The sequence below is a fragment of the Flagellimonas oceani genome (assembly GCF_011068285.1).
Classification (GTDB): Bacteria; Bacteroidota; Bacteroidia; order Flavobacteriales; family Flavobacteriaceae; genus Flagellimonas; species Flagellimonas oceani.
The window spans coordinates 3120001-3137331 of sequence record NZ_CP049616.1; the positions used below are offsets into that span (position 1 = coordinate 3120001).

Below are 17331 nucleotides of genomic sequence, written 5' to 3' on the forward strand. Positions count from 1 at the left end.
TGGTCCTACAACCCCGTCATTGCCGGAACAACAACGGTTTGGGCTGTTCCGATTTCGCTCGCCGCTACTCTCGGAATCACTCTTGTTTTCTCTTCCTCCGCCTACTTAGATGTTTCAGTTCGGCGGGTTCGCCCCCATTGCTGGGTGACAGGCCTTCAACCTGCCGGGTTGCCCCATTCGGACACCCACGGATCAATGCTCATGTGCAGCTCCCCGTGGATTTTCGCAGCTTATCGCGTCCTTCGTCGCCTCTGAGAGCCTAGGCATCCCCCATACGCCCTTCTTTTGCTTGTCGCACCTGTACCTAAGCACAGATGCCCTCTCGTAATCCTTATATATTCTATTCTACTTCGTGTTTCTTCTTTGACTTCGCACATAACGACCTAAGTCGTTACTGCTCCGTCCCAATATGTCAATGAACTTGTGGCGCGTCGCCACTGACAATAAATTATCAGTGACTTTGGCCGTGGTGGAGAATATCGGAGTCGAACCGATGACCTCCTGCGTGCAAGGCAGGCGCTCTAGCCAGCTGAGCTAATCCCCCATTTTTCAGTTATGAGTTATTAGTTGGGAGTTATGAGTGATAACCCTGTAACTCAACTTCTAAAATTTCCTTATTCAATATTCAATGAACTTCGCACTCCGCACTTCCGTACTTTGTACTCTTCGTAGTCTCAGGCAGACTCGAACTGCCGACCTCTACATTATCAGTGTAGCGCTCTAACCAGCTGAGCTATGAGACTGTCTTGGCCTTATTGCCAGTATTTGTAACATATCATAAACGACAGCGCAGAGGATATGCCTCGTGCGGGACAAGGCCTTCCGGACATCTCTTTCTCTAGAAAGGAGGTGTTCCAGCCGCACCTTCCGGTACGGCTACCTTGTTACGACTTAGCCCTAGTTACCGATTTTGCCCTAGGCCGCTCCTTGCGGTGACGGACTTCAGGCACTCCCGGCTTCCATGGCTTGACGGGCGGTGTGTACAAGGCCCGGGAACGTATTCACCGGATCATGGCTGATATCCGATTACTAGCGATTCCAGCTTCACGGGGTCGAGTTGCAGACCCCGATCCGAACTGTGACCGGTTTTGTAGATCGCGCCCTTGCGGGGTGGCTTCCCTCTGTACCGGCCATTGTAGCACGTGTGTAGCCCAGGACGTAAGGGCCGTGATGATTTGACGTCGTCCCCACCTTCCTCACGGTTTGCACCGGCAGTCCCGTTAGAGTCCCCATCTTGACATGCTGGCAACTAACGGTAGGGGTTGCGCTCGTTATAGGACTTAACCTGACACCTCACGGCACGAGCTGACGACAACCATGCAGCACCTTGCAGGCGGTCCGAAGAAAGGGGTGTCTCCACCCCATGCAGCCTGCATTTAAGCCCTGGTAAGGTTCCTCGCGTATCATCGAATTAAACCACATGCTCCACCGCTTGTGCGGGCCCCCGTCAATTCCTTTGAGTTTCATTCTTGCGAACGTACTCCCCAGGTGGGATACTTATCACTTTCGCTTGGCCACGGAGACCGAAGTCCCCACAGCTAGTATCCATCGTTTACGGCGTGGACTACCGGGGTATCTAATCCCGTTCGCTACCCACGCTTTCGTCCATCAGCGTCAGTACATGGTTGGCCACCTGCCTTCGCGATCGGTGTTCTATGTGATATCTATGCATTTCACCGCTACACCACATGTTCCGGCGACCCCACCATGACTCAAGACCTGCAGTATCAAAGGCAATTTTATGGTTGAGCCACAAACTTTCACCCCTGACTTACAGGCCCGCCTACGGACCCTTTAAACCCAATGATTCCGGATAACGCTCGGACCCTCCGTATTACCGCGGCTGCTGGCACGGAGTTAGCCGGTCCTTATTCTTACGGTACCGTCAGACGCCCACACGTGGGCGCATTTCTTCCCGTATAAAAGCAGTTTACAACCCATAGGGCCGTCATCCTGCACGCGGCATGGCTGGATCAGGCTCCCGCCCATTGTCCAATATTCCTCACTGCTGCCTCCCGTAGGAGTCTGGTCCGTGTCTCAGTACCAGTGTGGGGGATCCCCCTCTCAGGGCCCCTAACCATCGCTGCCTTGGTAAGCCGTTACCTCACCAACTAACTAATGGTACGCATGGCCATCCCTGTCCGATAAATCTTTAATCGTAATATCATGCGATATAACGATACCATGGGGCATTAATCCAAGTTTCCCTGGGCTATTCCCCTGACAGGGGCAGGTTCCATACGCGTTCCGCACCCGTGCGCCGGTCGCCGGCGAAAAAGCAAGCTTTTTCCCGCTGCCCCTCGACTTGCATGTGTTAGGCCTGCCGCTAGCGTTCATCCTGAGCCAGGATCAAACTCTTCATTGTATTTCCTTGAATGTCTGTCCGACACCCGGAATACCGAGTCCCTGCATCAAAATGGTTCTTTTCTTAATTCTACGCTGTCGTTACAATATGTATATGAACTTCTTAATTTTTTTAACTCGAAAAGAACTTAGTTTTACCACTTTTCTTCTCTCGTTATCGCCCTGCCTTATCAGCTAAGCGGGTGCAAATATACGCACGTTATTTTCTTACCGCAAAATGTTTTTCAATATTTTTTTTGAAAAAAAATCAATTAGTTTATAAGTGCTTGTTTATCAGCTTTTCCTTTTTTCTCCTTAACGGATTTTATGAAAAGAAATTCCACACCAACCCAAATCTGATTACAAAATCACGATAGGGATAATTTGGAGCGGAGTAATAATTGGGTTCTGAGAAAATAGAATTCAAGTGTTCTGCCTTTAAGAAAATCCTGGTCTGTTTTACCCTTGCATTTATAAAAAGATCTAATAGGGGATATCCTCCCAACTCTTCGTTGTTCTGAATATAAAACTCACCCAATAATGGATTGTAGGCATTCATATTGTACGATGTAAAATATTTAAAGGTAACTCCTGTCTGCAAAAACATGGCTTTTTTAAACACATCGCTTGAAAAGTACAAACTATTCCTTGTGACCACTTGTGGAAGATTGAGCACTTGATTATCCTGGGCCACTTCTTGATACATCACCGTATTCATTAAGGCCCACTTTCTCCATTTTAATTCCTTTTTATATTTAACCTTTAGGTGATTGATGGCCCCATTCTCTTGAAAGGGCTTTACAAAAGCGGTTTCTTGCCCCAAACCTATTTCTTCTTCTGTAGCGGTAGAGGCAAAATAGGTGTAATTGTCCACCATACTGTACTCTGCATGCAATTGTCCGAGATAAGAAGAGTCAAATCCAAATTTAATACTCTTGGTTTGTACTTTTTCGAATGTATTGTTGTTCTGCCAATTAAAGTTTCGATAATCACTCTGATATAAGAGGTAATTGAAATCCGGCATACGGGACGAAATGTGTATGGCTCCCGTTAATTTATTGTATTCGTTCAAGCGATATCTGGCAAACGCGTCAAAATTATTGCCGGTAAGCTCTCCTGATACGGTGTAGTTGACGTTTCCTTCCAAATATAGGGGCCCAATTGTGTTATGGTAACCACCCCCTACCGAAATTTCTTCTCCCTGTAATTTATTTTGAATGGTCCCCTGATCGGTTATGAGCAAACTATTGAAGAAATAATTATAATTATAAAGTGCAATATTTCCGGACAACTTGCCCAATGTCCTGTTTGAAAATTCCACCGATCCTTTGTTGAACATGGTCTTTAATCTCGCCCTGTCCTCTATGGGAACCAAAAATGGATCTTGTCCAAATGCATTGTTTTGTTGGGTCTGCTCAAAGTCATAGATTTTGGTCTCATAACTAAATTCATGGCCTATTGCCAAGGTTGTAGCAGCACTGCCCGTGGAATCTTTTTTGTGGTTCACCAATTTATATTGATGGTCCAGAAAATAGCGCTTGCCCAATATTCTATTGTTTGCATTGGTATACAACAGGTCGATTTTTGCCCTGTCCTGAAAATCGGGCAGGTCATCTTCAAACTGGCTACGATCCTGGAGCCCCCCGCTTTCTTCGCTCTGCATTTCCTGCGCGGCTATATGACCTCGAAGTGCATATCTTTCATTCTTGTTCAAATAATTGAAGGTCACCCTAAACTTTCCGTCCTGGGCTTCCTCGTACCTGTACTTGCCCAACGACCGAAAACCGTTGTAAGCGATCGAGGCATTAAAACGTTCTGAGACATTAAATGTTAACAGCGCATCCAAATATTGCCCTTGTTCGAAAGTGGTTTTGAACATGAGCTCCGTCATGGGTGTTGGCACGTTATAATAAGTTATATCCTCTTTTTCGAAGTATCCGGGGTGCTTTGCCGTAGCTCCTATGCGCGGGTAGTAAGCAGTGGATGAAAAACTTTTTCCCAGTTCGTTGTATGGTTGCCCCATATTGGCAAAGGGCATTAATTCAAAATCGTCCTCCCTTAAATAATTGTATATGTAATCTTTTCTAATGGTTAAACTTGTATCTACCGAAGTAGTGTCTCGATGGTACGAGATTATTTTGTAATCCTGTATACTAACGGAGTCCTTCCCTTTTGTGTTCAACTTGGCTGCACCCCTAGCCTTAGGTTTTGAAGAAATTGAATCTGTTACAACGGAGTCCTTATCCTGTAATGCAACCGTATCCTTTACTTGCAAGTTTATGGAGTCCCTTTCTTTTTTGGGCGGAATCGAATCCTGTTGTGCCAAGATTGATTGGCCAATGAATAAAAGTAGGGTCAATGTTAAAAATCTCATTCCATGATATTGGTTGGACAAAGGTAAAAGTTTTGTTTCTAAAGAAATGTGAATTTAAAATATACTACCAAAAAGGGCATTACTTACCAAAACATAAAGCATTTTTACTTATCCATTTTTAGGATTTAGGATAACATTAAGAATTCTATAACAAGTTGGATAAATAAATTGTTGCTTATTGCACCAGTAAATCACATCATTAATTATATCGTAAAATATTTGAAAACTGTAAGTTACATGAACCACAAATTAAACATATTGACCCTATTGGCTGTATCTACCGGTTTAGCACAAGTTAATTTCACAAATCCAGATGAAGGAGCTATTGTGTCCTTTCAAACTACATCTGTGGATTCCAAGATTCTCAAAGCAGAAGGATCTCCTTATTTTGATGAAAATTTCAAGTATGGTCAAATTCTTATAAACGGTGAAATTAAGACAACAGGTAATTTGAGATATAACGCAGCCAATAGTGAACTGGAACTGCAAAAAGGCGAAAAAGAATACTCCGCCGTTCTGAAACGAAATTATATTTCGGCAAAAATCGACAACAAATTGTACAAATTATTCCCCTATATAGAAGACTCCAATAGTGAGGCAACCAGAATTGGTTATTTTATTCCCCTGAACCAAGGTGAAGTAAAATTACTTTATAAGCCTGAAAAAAAACTTCGGAGAGGGCGAACTGGAGCGACCAACTACGATAGAACAGTTCCTCCAAGATTTATCGATATTAGTTCCTATTACATCCAGATTGGTGAAGAACCGGCTAAAAAAATTTATTTAAGGAAAAAGTATTTTTATGATATGTTAGATAAAGAACGCGTTAAAAGCCTCATCAAGGAGAACGACTTAAGATTGAACAAAGAAGAAGACGCGATTAAGTTATTACAATTCTACGACAATAAGAATTTTAAGTAACACCAAACCCTTTATTAAAAAAGGGACTTTTATTGGTAAAGGCTTTCATTAGCATTACAAAACCAAAACATTTTTTATTTCTTAAGCCTCTTAAAAGAGAAATAAAAAACCGGGGTGAAAAATTAATATCAACCCGGTTTTTTTATAAAATAATTTTAAAAATTCTGATTAATCGAATTATTGGTTAACACAGAATTCCTGAGTTTGTGAATCTGAAAATTCACCACCACCTGTCAAAACATCCAAAATAGAGCACTCCAAAGTATAGGAGCCAACTATGGTACCATCACTTTGTCCATCTCCATAGGCATCATAAATGGTAAAGGTATAACACCCGTCCTCTAAGAAAAACTCAGATGTATAAGTGTCTCCTCCTGATACATTGGCATAAGGACCTCCTGAAACTACAACTGTTCCGGATTCATCAGCAATTTCCCAAGTAGTTTCCCCACCATAGGTGTCAGTTATCACTGTTAATAAGAAATCATTACATATAATTTCCTTAAAATATTCAATGGTAACTGTTTCATCAAAAGCAACGCCACCTTCTAGCGCACTAAGATTAAGAACCAAGGCATAAACTTCTCCGTCCACTAATGGATCGAAATTTAAAGTTACATCCAGAACACCATTATATGCATTTGCAGGTATCGTAACTGTTCCAAAGGAGTAATTTTCACCTCCACCAATTGAAGCATCTGAAACAGTGACATCAATTGTCCTATCGGAATCTGATACCGTAGTAACATTAACTGGAATTTCCAATGCAAGACCTTCCTCCGGCACAGACACGTTGTAGCTGGTTGTTCCAAAAGAAACACCTGTTTGACCATTAACATTGTCGAAAACCGTCACCTCTTCTTCACAAGAAGAGAGAATCAAGGCAACACCAGCAAAAAGAACTCCAAATGTTTTAAATATATTTTTCATCTTTTAAGCAGTTACAAATTAATAGTTTGGATTTTGCGCCATATTCGGGTTGGCATTGATCTCATCAATAGGAATAGGCAATTGGAATCTGTAGTCGCCAGCAGGCAATGTCAAAATCTCAGGAGGTGTTCCTGATCCATCGGCTAAATCTCCATTATTTGAACGTTGTACAGCCTCTCCTCTACGTTTTAGGTCGAAAAATCTGTGACCCTCAAAACTAAGTTCCACCCTTCTTTCATATTGAATGGCATCTTCCAATGCCTGACCTGTTTCTCCACCTGTGTAAGAGGTATATCTAGCATCCCTCAATATGTTCAAAGTTGTAAGTGCAGCTGCTGGGTCGATTTCAAATTGAGCCTCAGCCTTGTTCAGCAAAACCTCTGCGGCCCTAAGAACTTTAATGTCAACTCGACCATTAACCTGACCTGTTTCTCCTAAAAACTTTCTAACAGCATTGTAATTGTTACCTTGGTTTGTAGCATCGTACTGCATAACCTCAGCTCTCAAATCGTTAGGATCAAGATTATTGAAGAATTCATAATCTATTACGTACTCAGAAACTGTGTTTGGGGGCGTTGTTTGGCTATAAAGCACCCCAACATTGTTAAACCCTGATTCTGATGAAGTGTTCACAGACCATTCTATTACAATTCCTTCATTGCTAGCATCTTCATATACAGCTAGTAGAGCTCCTTCTTCAGTTGCATCCACAATAGGTTCAGTAACTTCGTTTGCAGCATTGATGGCCAACTGATAATCTCCATTATAGAGATAAACCCTTGATAACATGGCATATACACCATTCCTGTTCAAACGTCCCTCTCCATTATTCACTCCAATTAGTTGAGCAGCCTGCTCCAAATCTCCAATTATCTCACTATAATTGCTTGCAACAGTTTCTCTGGAAGGCTGAGCCAAAGGATCCCCTGTATCACCATCTTCCACCTTGAGATAAACGATACCGGGCGAGTTGTTGGCATCTGCGCTTTGCGTTGGAATCATGGCATATATTCTTGCAAGGTCAAAATGTGCAATTGCCCGTGCTGCCAAAGCTTGTCCTAGAATATTATTTTTATCAGGACCATCGGCCAAGTTATCAATTTGTCCTATAACAAGATTGGCCGCATTTACTGCTTCATAAGCTTCACTCCAATACAAGGATACAGCTCCACCAGTATTTGGGTTATACCTGTAATCATAATAAACCTCGTTAGACCTACGACCAGTCTGTGCAAGAATTACATTGTCCGATAAGATATCGGGAATACCTTGCAGACCGGAGCCCGGCGCAGAATAATAATTCCAAAACTGGCTATATATACCATCCACTCCATTCTGGAAACTGGAAACCGTATTAAAAAATGTTTCTGGATTACCTTCTGTAAATGGATCGACGTCCAGTTCGTCATCACAAGACACCAACAAGGTTGCTGCTACAAATGATGCTAAACAATATTTATATAATCTATTTTTCATGTTAATTTCTTTTTTTAAAATCCGATTTCTACTCCGAATGTATAAGACCTAGTCTGTGGATAACTGAACAAAGAGAAAGCTCCAGGAATAAATCCAGCAGAACCAGCCGCAGAACTTTCATCCGAACCGATACCGATTTCCGGATCTCCATTATATTCAGTAATAGTGAATAAGTTTTGACCTGTGGCAAAAATTCTAACTCTATCAATACCTGTTCTATCTAAGAACTTACCTGGTAGGTTGTAATCAACAGTCAATGTTCTTAAACGCAAGTAGTCACCTTTCTCCAACCATCTGTCACTGTCTTGATCAGCAGTACCTTGGAACAATGGACTTGGCAACACATTAGTATCGCCAGGCTGTTTCCAGTAGTTGAAGGCTTCAACTCTTTGGTTACTATCAATATTTCCAATAGAAATACCAGCTTGTCTCTGGAAGTTCATAATATAGTTTCCTGCTTTACCTACAAAATCAGCTCTTACACCGAAACCGCCCCATCTAATGGATGTAAAGAAGCCGCCCTCTATATTTGCATAGGGGGATTTGCCTTCCAAAATAGTATTAAAACTAGCACTATATTCGTTGGTGATATTACCATCGAGATCATAGTACAAAGGCTCACCGTTGGCCGGATTGACCCCTGCATATCTGACAGTGTAATAAGAATTGATCTCTTCACCTTCGCGAAGAATATTTAATCCAAAAGTACCATTGACTATATCATCCCCGTTCACCAAAGAAACAACCTTGTTATCCAAGAAAGAGATGTTACCACCTGCCCTCCAAACAAAATTCTCTGCACGTACGATATCTGCGTTCAAGGAAACTTCGATACCACTGTTCTCCAACTCACCAATATTTGCAAGAATAGAGTTGTTCTCATCACCCACTGTTTGTGATAATGGTTGATTCAACAATAAATCTTTGGAGTTCTTCTTAAAGTAATCAACAACACCATTGATTCTGTTATTGAACAACCCAAACTCAACTCCGATATCCAAAATAGCCTGAGACTCCCATTGAATGTTTGGGTTACCCACACCGATTGGAATAGCAGTGGTATTACCATTATATGTTCCGAACTCCAACAAGTTCAAGAAGTTAAAGTCCCCTATGTTCTGGTTACCGGAAGTACCATAAGAAGCCCTAAGCTTTAAATCGTTGACTGCAGTACCCTCTAAGAAAGATTCCCTTGCAATGTTCCAAGCGGCACTACCACTGTAGAAATATCCGTACTGGTTTTCAGGTCCAAATCTTGAAGAACCATCGCGTCTAATTGACCCGGAAAGGATGTACTTTCCATCATAGTCATAATCCACGAAAAGACCTTGTGAAAACAGAACTCTTCTAGCCTCTTCTGAACCAGATGCAGTGGCTTCGGCAGCTACATCCTGATAAGGAATTTCTGGAGAAGGAAACCCTCTTGCACTGGCAAAAAGATCCGTGTAGATATTCTCGTTGTATTCCAACAGGAAACTTGCTGATAAATTATGGAATTCCCCGAAGGTATCGGTATAATTGAAAAGGTTGTTCACATTGTACTGAAGCGTATTCTCAAAATTATCCGTCTGTGTTCCAGGGAAATTAGCATCCCCTACGATAACATCCAAAACACCACCTGCAATCGACCTATTTGTCCTGTTGTACCTATTATTTGTAGCTCCTACAGTAAATCTATTGGAAAATTTATCGGAAAATTTGATGTCGGCAAACAAACTACCAATGATCAAGAAGTTTCTATTGTCTTCAGGCTCAGTCATCAACGCCCTAGCAATAGGAAAACCAGATGTCGTCGGGTTAAATATAGGATCACCTTGTGCATCTGTCTGTATACTTCCATCAGGATTTCTTAAATACAAAGGATCCCATGGGTTGTAATCGTACATCGCTCTAAATGGGTTCTGCACGTTGTTACGGTCCCTAGGTAAATCAGTAGTACTTCTTGAAAGAGATATATTAGTACCTACATTTAACCACTCTTTGGCTTGGTATGTTGTGTTCAAGCGAGCCGTTACCCTTTCAAAACCATCAATTCTATCAATGATACCTGTGTTCTTATCATAACCCAAAGAAAGGAAATATGTCATTTTTTCATCACCCCCGGAAATAGAAAGAGAGTTGGACTGTATCTGACCCTTTCTCAACAATTCTTCCTCCCAATTGGTATCCAGACCTATCAACCTTGCTCTTTCAGCATCATCTGCTGTTGCACCAGGCAAAGACTGAGCTGCATTGACACCCAATTCAGCAAATTGTCTTTCAAGTTCAAGCTTCTGAGAAGTGTTCATCAAATCAAATGGGTCAGGAATTCTTTCCGAAAAGCCAAAGGAAGATCTAAAAGTGATGCGTGCATCCCCTGTCTTACCTTGTTTGGTAGTAATCAATACAACACCGTTAGAACCACGGGAACCATATTTTGAAACTGTGGCCGCATCTTTAAGAATGGAAAAAGACTCAATGTCATTCGGGTTCAGGTTGTTGATGAAATCAGAGTTAACCGGAACACCATCAACCACATACAACGGTGTAGTACTCGCGTTAAGCGAACCAACACCCCTAATGGTCACGAATGCCGTTTGACCAGGCCTACCGTTTGCTGCCGTTACCTGAACACCTGCCGCCTGTCCCTGCAGAATGTTATCCACACTTGTGGAAGGAACGAATGCCTCAATTTTCTCAGTAGAAACTGTAGAAATCGCAGAGGTAGACAACTCCCTTGAACGAGAACCATAACCTGTTACCACAACCTCTTCCAAGGCCTGGGCATCATCCTGCATCTGCACATTGATAGTGGACGAAGCGCCAACGGTTCTTTCTACAGTCTTCTGACCAATGTAACTGAAACGCAACATTTGTCCTTCGGAAGCTGAAATGGTGTAATTACCATCAAAATCGGTTTGTGTTCCATTGGATGTCCCTACAACCAAAATGGAAACACCAGGTAGAGGTAGACCGTTTTGGTCCGTCACGTTACCTGAAACTGTTTTCTCTTGTCCAAAAGAGAAAGACATGCATAACACCAATAAAGGCGTTAGCATCCATGCTAACTTAGCTTTCATTTATTTCATTTTTTGAATTAGTCCGCTCAAAAATCAATATAAAAAGTTAATATTCAAAAAAATTAACACCTTTGCACCTTGTATGTTACCCTAATATCAATCAATATTTTGGATAATTTTAACATATTATCCTGACCTAAACCCCTTATATGTTAGGATTGTAGGATTTTTTTTAACTTTTTATTGATAAATATGTTTTTCTCTTATTTAGAATTGTTAAATTTTTAAGATATATGTTAAAATCATGTTACCGATCCCTATTCGAAGCAGGAACCGATGAAGCAGGGAGAGGTTGCTTGGCAGGCCCAGTAACCGCTTCGGCGATAATTTTGCCCGAAAAATTCAACGATATTACTTTAAACGACTCTAAACAGCTTTCCGAGACCAAACGCACTCTTTTGAAGCCGATTCTCGAAAAAAAAGCCATTTCTTTCTCGGTTTGTCATGTATTTGAGGATGAAATCGACGAAATAAATATTTTGAACGCCTCCTTTTTGGCCATGCACCGCGCCATAGACAAACTGCATCCTGCTCCCGATTTTATCATAGTTGATGGCAACCGCTTTAAACCCTACCCCAACATAGATCATGAATGCATCATAAAAGGCGACGGTAAATATATGAGCATTGCCGCCGCATCCGTTCTCGCCAAAACCTATCGCGATGAATACATGGCCAAAATCCATGAAGAATTTCCCATGTACAATTGGAAAAAAAACAAAGGGTACCCTACCAAAGAGCACAGAGAGGCCATTAAAAAATACGGAATCACCAAATATCACCGAAAAAGCTTCAGACAACTCCCCGAACAATTGACACTGGATATTTAAAAATCCTAACTTTGTGTCAAACTTCGAAAATGAGACCAAAGGTACTTTTCTGCTTGCTCCCCATTTTAATCGCATCCTGCACAAAAGAGGTAAAGACCAAAGATTCACTATTGGACCATTTACCCCCAAACCCGGCACTCGTTGTAAAAATCAACAATCTCACCAATTTTAAGAGCGAACTTAAGAACAATGCGCTCCTTAAAAACATAGAAGGATTCTCCCATATCGAAGATATTTCAGCAAATACACAAGGGTTTAATTATTTGAAAACTGGAAAAACCTGCGTAATCGCCTTTTATGAAGTGGGCAAGGACAATTACGATTACATACTTGCGGCCAAAAATGATACGAATCTATTCAACGTGGACAGCGTGACCAACAAAAAAGTTGAGACCCTGACCTACGAAGGCACAAACCTTACCAAATATGATTTAGATGGTCTTGAAGTGTTCAGCTTTTCAAAAGATAGGGACATACTGATCAGTTCCTCCATGATGTTAATGGAAAACCTGATCAGGACAAGCGAGAACACACCTGTAGACCCCACCCTAAAAAAACTTTACGGAGCAAGTTCACTCGACAACTCTGCCACTATTTTCATCAACCCTAGCGAAAACATGTCGTTGTTGGCCCTTAAGGAGCAAAATGAGGGCAAAAAACATCCATTTTCTTCATGGGTATCGTTGGATTTTACGGCAAATTCGGATGAAGTACGCCTCAACGGCGTGGCCATGGCGCCCGATTCTACCAAGAACTTCATCAATCTGTTCAAGGGCACAACCCCTTTGGCAAACAGAACGCCCGAGTACGCCCCGTTGAACGCACAAGCCATAATCTCCTATACTTTTGATGATTATCAAATATTTGCAAAAAACCAGAGCCACTATTTGGATAGGGTAAAGCAAACGGACTCCCTTTTTAACACGGTAGAAGAGGTTGGCCTTATATATATGAACAACGAAAAAGTGGTGCTCCTAAAATCTTTTGGCACCGAAAGCCTTTATGATTACCTGAACAGTAAAAAAACAGACTCGGAAGATTATCAGGGCAGCGAGATCCTGACCTTGGAGGAAACTACGCTGGTCGAGAAAAGCTTTTCCCCATTGGTTAAGGATTTTAAATCCAACCATTGCACCATTTTGGAGAACAGTTTTATTTTTTCCGAAAACAAAGAAGCCATACAGACCATTATTAGCAACCACAAGAGCTCCTCCGCTTTCGATAGCGATCAAGGTTTTAAGACAGCTAAAGCATCCCTCGCCAATGAATCCAGCATACTCATTGTCTCGAATGCATCGGGCATCGACTTTTTTGCCGAACAGGAACTCGCTCCAGAAGTATTTGGAGATATTAAGGAAAATGATCTGGATGGACAGATTTTTGCCTCACAAATGGTCATGGACAATGGTTTTGCGCATTTCAACCTACTTGTGTCCAAAATCTTAAAGACCCAAGAAAAAAAAACCGTTTCCCCATTATTTACCTTGGAACTGAATACCGATCTGGCCACCGACCCACAATTTGTAAAAAACCACAGGACCAAGCAACAGGAAATTGTGGTGCAGGACGAAAACAATGTGCTATATCTGATTTCCACCGATGGAAAAGTACTTTGGACCAAACAATTGGAAGGAAGGATTCAAGGTGAAATACAACAAGTGGACATCTATAAAAATGGAAAGCTACAACTCGCCTTTACCACCAACGACCAATTTTTGATCTTGGACCGCAATGGCAACGAGGTCGCACCCTTCAACATGGATTTTGATGGTGGAAACCTGAACCCATTGGCCGTTTTTGATTACGACGGAAGCCGAAACTACCGTTTTGTGGTCACACAGGGCAGCAAAGTTTACATGTACAACAATCAGGGCAAAATAGTGCGGGGCTTCACTTTTACCGATGCTCCCAGTACTATTTTGGGCGCGCCAAAACATTTTAGGGTGGGCAACAAGGACTACTTGGTCTTTAAGCAGGACAACGGCACCCTTAGAATTTTGCACCGTGTGGGCAGCGACCGGATCAAAGTGTCCGAGAAGATAGATTTTTCCAATAATGACATATTTCTTTATAAGAACAAATTCTCCGTCACCAATAAAACCGGGGTACTCCACCAAATTGATACCAACGGCAAACTGACGGCCACCAACTTTAACCTAAACCCAGACCATGGGTTTTATGCGACCAGTAACACCTTGGTTTTTATGGACGATAATGTACTGAGCATCCGGGGCAAAAAAGTGGAGTTGGAACTCGGGGTATACTCCAAACCAAAAATCTTTTACATCTACGATAAAATTTATATTGGCGTTACCGATATCCAGAACCATCAAATTTATTTGTACGATAGCCAAGCCGAACCTATTCCAAATTTCCCCGTATTCGGAAGTTCGTTGGTGGACCTTCGGGATATGGACAACGACAAAATGCTGGAACTCGTGGCCAAAGACCAGGACAACTCATTGATTGTGTATAAAATAAACTAGCTCGCTTTCTACATCCACCTATACAATAGTTTTGGCAAAACATACATTTTTAAATAAGAGCAGGGCTTTTTTTTAATAGTTTGGGGTTGAATTGCTTACATCAACACACTAAAACACTTTTTAATGAAAACCTCAAACAAACTATTCTACTGTTTGTCCTTTGCCCTATTGATGGGTACCAGCGGAGAGGCCCAATTCTTTAAAAAATTGGCCAAAAAAGCGGAAAAGGCAGCTGAACGCACAGTTGAAAGACGGGTAGAAAGAGAAACTACAAAAAAAACAGACCAAGCGCTGGACAGTATTCTGGAACCTGGCTCCGGAGGACAACAATCCCCTGAAAACACACAAGGCAACGGTAATACCGGCGATACAGAAGAAAATGGCACATCCACTGGGCCAGTTCCCGCAGGCCCCAAAACCATAGCCGTTTACAGTAAGTTTGATTACGTTCCCGGCGACAAGCCTTTTTTTTATGATGATTTCAGTAAAGACTTTATCGGAGACTTCCCGGCGAACTGGAACACCAATGGTTCAGGCGAAGTAGTAAATTTGGAAGGCTCCCCGGACAAATGGTATGCCATTTCCAATAGAAGTATTACCGTACCAAATTTCAAAACAAAACTACCTGATGACTTTACCCTTGAATTTGATGTGAAGGCAACAAATTTGAGCCGCGAGACCAGTTCTCTGGCCAAACTGGAAATATACCTTTCCGAAACACCAAACCTGACCACTAGTGAGAACAACGTAATGGCCAATCTTAACTTTTGCCAATATATTGCAGTGGGCGTTCGTGTGGACAATGACTTTAACGGAGATCCCGACCCAATATCCAATACTATGCAGAGAGATCTAAGAGATGTATACAAAGATATTGTGCATGTTTCCATTGCTGTGAACAAAAATAGGTATCGCCTTTGGCTGAACGAGACCAAGATCGTGGACCTTCCCCAATTCATCGTTAAGCCAGAACTCATCAACTACCTAAAATTCCATGTCGGGGGATTTGATTAGGAAAAGAACAATGAACGATTACTCATCGGCAACCTAAAAATAAATGAGGGCGGTGTGGACCTTCGCAGAAAATTGATGTCCGAAGGAAAAATTTCCACCAACGGCATACTTTTCAACTCGGGTTCGGCGGACATTTTGCCCCAATCCATGGGCATCATCCGACAGATTTCCCAAGTTTTGACGCAGGATAGCTCCATCAAACTAAATATTGTTGGGCATACCGATGCCGATGGTTCCGACGAGAGCAATGTAACACTTTCGAAAAACAGGGCGGAAGCCGTAAAAAATGCATTGGTTTCGGTATATGGAATTTCTGCGGACCGTTTAAGTTCCGAAGGAAAGGGCGAGGCAGAACCAGTTGCCGACAATAATTCCGCACAGGGCAAAGCTCAAAACCGAAGGGTCGAATTCATCAAACTTTAATACAGAACACAATATTTATGAAACGTTATTTTATCTTACTCGTGATCGCACTTGCTGCGGGACAGACTTCCAAGGCACAATCCGGCTGCAGCACCTATTATCCATTAGTGGACGGAGCCAATTTCCAGTATACAAACTACGATAAAAAAGGCAGGGAAGACGGACAAATCAACTACGCAGTAACCAATGTGGAAAGCAGCGGCGACAATGTAAGTGCAACCATGATGATGGAAATGGTGGACAAAAAAGGGAACACCTATACTTCCGACTACAATATAGCTTGCGAGGGCAATGTTGTTAAAATTGACTTTAAATCCTTGATGAACGAGCAAATGCTCAGCCAAATGGGAGATGTTGAAATGGATATTTCCGGTACTGATGTGGAATTGCCCAACAATCTTTCCGTGGGACAAGAGTTGCCGGACGCCAATATGCAGCTTAAAATGAAGATGGGCGGGGCGATCAACATGAACACCAACGTGGAGACGATAAACCGCAAAGTGGAAAAACAAGAAAGTGTGACCACGCCCGCTGGAACTTTTGACTGCTATGTGGTATACAGCGAAACAAAAACCAAAATGATGATGGCCAACCAGACATTCCCTTCGCGCATTTGGCTCGCCGAAGGTGTGGGAATGGTAAAGCAGGAATCCTACAACAAAAACGGAAAATTATTGGGCAGCATGGTATTGACCCAGTATAGCAAATAGTAGATTTACTTTGTAAAAACAAAAAACCGAGGTGCAAGCCTCGGTTTTATCTTATTCTTTCGGTAAAGGAGAAATCATTATGTGGGCCTTATGCGTCCCTGGATCCATGATCCAAGGATGGTTCGACCCCTTAGGTTTTTCAGGAAGTCCTGTGGATTCTGCTGTGGCAAATGGCAAATACACCACATAACGATAATGGGCCCCTTCCACTTCATGGGTCTCGGGATTGTATTGGTCACTTTCCCCATAATAAATATGTAAGGTGGCACCTTGCATTCCCATATCCAGTTTTCCCGATTTTGCTTCTTCTTCGCGAATATCAAAAATCTCTGGACCTGTTTTGCCTTCGGCCCGTAATTCTCGTCCTCTGGCCATAAAGGGCTCCAAGCTTTTGTGATAGCAAGCCGCATTAAATCCCGATTGTTGCGGATTGTCGGCCAAGACTATGAATTCATTATCTCCCTCCCTGAGGGTTACAAACTCACCGGCCATATTATAGCCGATCACTTTACATCCGTCTCGGCTTTCGGCAGGAGCTGCCATGAGTGATGCAGCAATCAAAGCTTCATCAGAATCAATGGGAACGTAGTTAGTTTCGACTTCATCAGCTGTGTTGTTTTCCATTGTTTCGGAATCAGCGGTATCCCTTTTGTTCTCGCCCGAATTTTTACAGGAAATCAAGGTACTTATTAAAACTATGGCTATGAGAAATTGTTTCATGATGCGTTGAATTTAGTTGCATATAACAACATCGAGTTCAGAAAT

11 protein-coding genes, 2 tRNA genes and 2 rRNA genes (1 of these 15 only partly in view) are annotated in these 17331 nt (G+C 42.2%); 6 read left to right on the top strand and 9 right to left on the bottom strand.

The window, feature by feature from the left end; all coding sequences use genetic code 11:
- The 5 genes from GVT53_RS14220 to GVT53_RS14240 all read right to left on the bottom strand — a co-directional run.
- Positions 1 to 296, bottom strand: a 23S ribosomal RNA gene (locus GVT53_RS14220) (it extends 2528 nt beyond the left edge of the window).
- 171 nt (positions 297 to 467) lie between these two features.
- Positions 468 to 544 (bottom strand) — tRNA-Ala (locus GVT53_RS14225).
- 125 nt (positions 545 to 669) lie between these two features.
- Positions 670 to 743, bottom strand: a tRNA-Ile gene (locus GVT53_RS14230).
- Between the two features lie 99 nt (positions 744 to 842).
- A 16S ribosomal RNA gene (locus tag GVT53_RS14235) occupies positions 843 to 2365 on the bottom strand.
- Together the 16S and 23S rRNA genes with 2 tRNA genes alongside form the textbook arrangement of a ribosomal RNA operon.
- Before the next feature lie 303 nt (positions 2366 to 2668).
- A complete protein-coding gene (locus tag GVT53_RS14240) occupies positions 2669 to 4717 on the bottom strand; it encodes a putative porin (protein ID WP_166249170.1) in 2049 nt (682 codons plus the stop codon).
- Between the two features lie 237 nt (positions 4718 to 4954).
- Between GVT53_RS14240 and GVT53_RS14245 the strand changes: the two genes are divergently transcribed.
- Positions 4955 to 5638, top strand: a complete 684-nt coding sequence (locus GVT53_RS14245) for a hypothetical protein (protein WP_166249171.1) — start codon at positions 4955 to 4957, stop codon at positions 5636 to 5638.
- A 177-nt stretch (positions 5639 to 5815) separates the two neighbouring features.
- Here the strand turns inward: GVT53_RS14245 and GVT53_RS14250 are convergent, their stop codons facing one another.
- The 3 genes from GVT53_RS14250 to GVT53_RS14260 are packed head-to-tail and all read right to left on the bottom strand — an operon-like array spanning position 5816 to position 11103.
- Entirely contained in the window at positions 5816 to 6568 is a 753-nt protein-coding gene (locus GVT53_RS14250; RefSeq protein ID WP_166249172.1) for a hypothetical protein, read from the bottom strand.
- Positions 6569 to 6586: 18 nt separating this feature from the next.
- The gene (locus GVT53_RS14255) at positions 6587 to 8044 is read right to left on the bottom strand and encodes a RagB/SusD family nutrient uptake outer membrane protein (RefSeq protein WP_166249173.1); all 1458 of its coding nucleotides are present in this window, start codon (positions 8042 to 8044) and stop codon (positions 6587 to 6589) included.
- Between the two features lie 14 nt (positions 8045 to 8058).
- The gene (locus GVT53_RS14260) at positions 8059 to 11103 is read right to left on the bottom strand and encodes a SusC/RagA family TonB-linked outer membrane protein (RefSeq protein WP_166249174.1); all 3045 of its coding nucleotides are present in this window, start codon (positions 11101 to 11103) and stop codon (positions 8059 to 8061) included.
- Positions 11104 to 11336: 233 nt separating this feature from the next.
- Here GVT53_RS14260 and GVT53_RS14265 point away from each other — a divergent pair, with 233 nt between their 5' ends.
- From GVT53_RS14265 to GVT53_RS14285, 5 genes are all read left to right on the top strand, one after another.
- Positions 11337 to 11933: a ribonuclease HII gene (locus GVT53_RS14265; protein ID WP_166249175.1), complete on the top strand. Its 597-nt coding sequence runs from the start codon at positions 11337 to 11339 to the stop codon at positions 11931 to 11933.
- A gap of 29 nt (positions 11934 to 11962) precedes the next feature.
- The gene (locus GVT53_RS14270) at positions 11963 to 14419 is read left to right on the top strand and encodes a ribonuclease HII (protein ID WP_166249176.1); all 2457 of its coding nucleotides are present in this window, start codon (positions 11963 to 11965) and stop codon (positions 14417 to 14419) included.
- Positions 14420 to 14542: 123 nt separating this feature from the next.
- Positions 14543 to 15433 (top strand): hypothetical protein, encoded by an 891-nt coding sequence (locus GVT53_RS14275; protein WP_166249177.1) that lies wholly within the window; start codon positions 14543 to 14545, stop codon positions 15431 to 15433.
- Positions 15434 to 15508: 75 nt separating this feature from the next.
- Complete coding sequence (locus tag GVT53_RS14280) at positions 15509 to 15856, top strand: OmpA family protein (RefSeq protein WP_166249178.1); 348 nt, start codon at positions 15509 to 15511, stop codon at positions 15854 to 15856.
- Positions 15857 to 15873: 17 nt separating this feature from the next.
- Positions 15874 to 16566: a TapB family protein gene (locus tag GVT53_RS14285; RefSeq protein ID WP_166249179.1), complete on the top strand. Its 693-nt coding sequence runs from the start codon at positions 15874 to 15876 to the stop codon at positions 16564 to 16566.
- Positions 16567 to 16617: 51 nt separating this feature from the next.
- Here GVT53_RS14285 and GVT53_RS14290 read toward each other — a convergent pair whose 3' ends face one another.
- On the bottom strand, positions 16618 to 17286 hold the full coding sequence (locus GVT53_RS14290) for a hypothetical protein (RefSeq protein ID WP_166249180.1): 669 nt from the start codon (positions 17284 to 17286) through the stop codon (positions 16618 to 16620).
- Positions 17287 to 17331 lie beyond the last annotated feature (45 nt).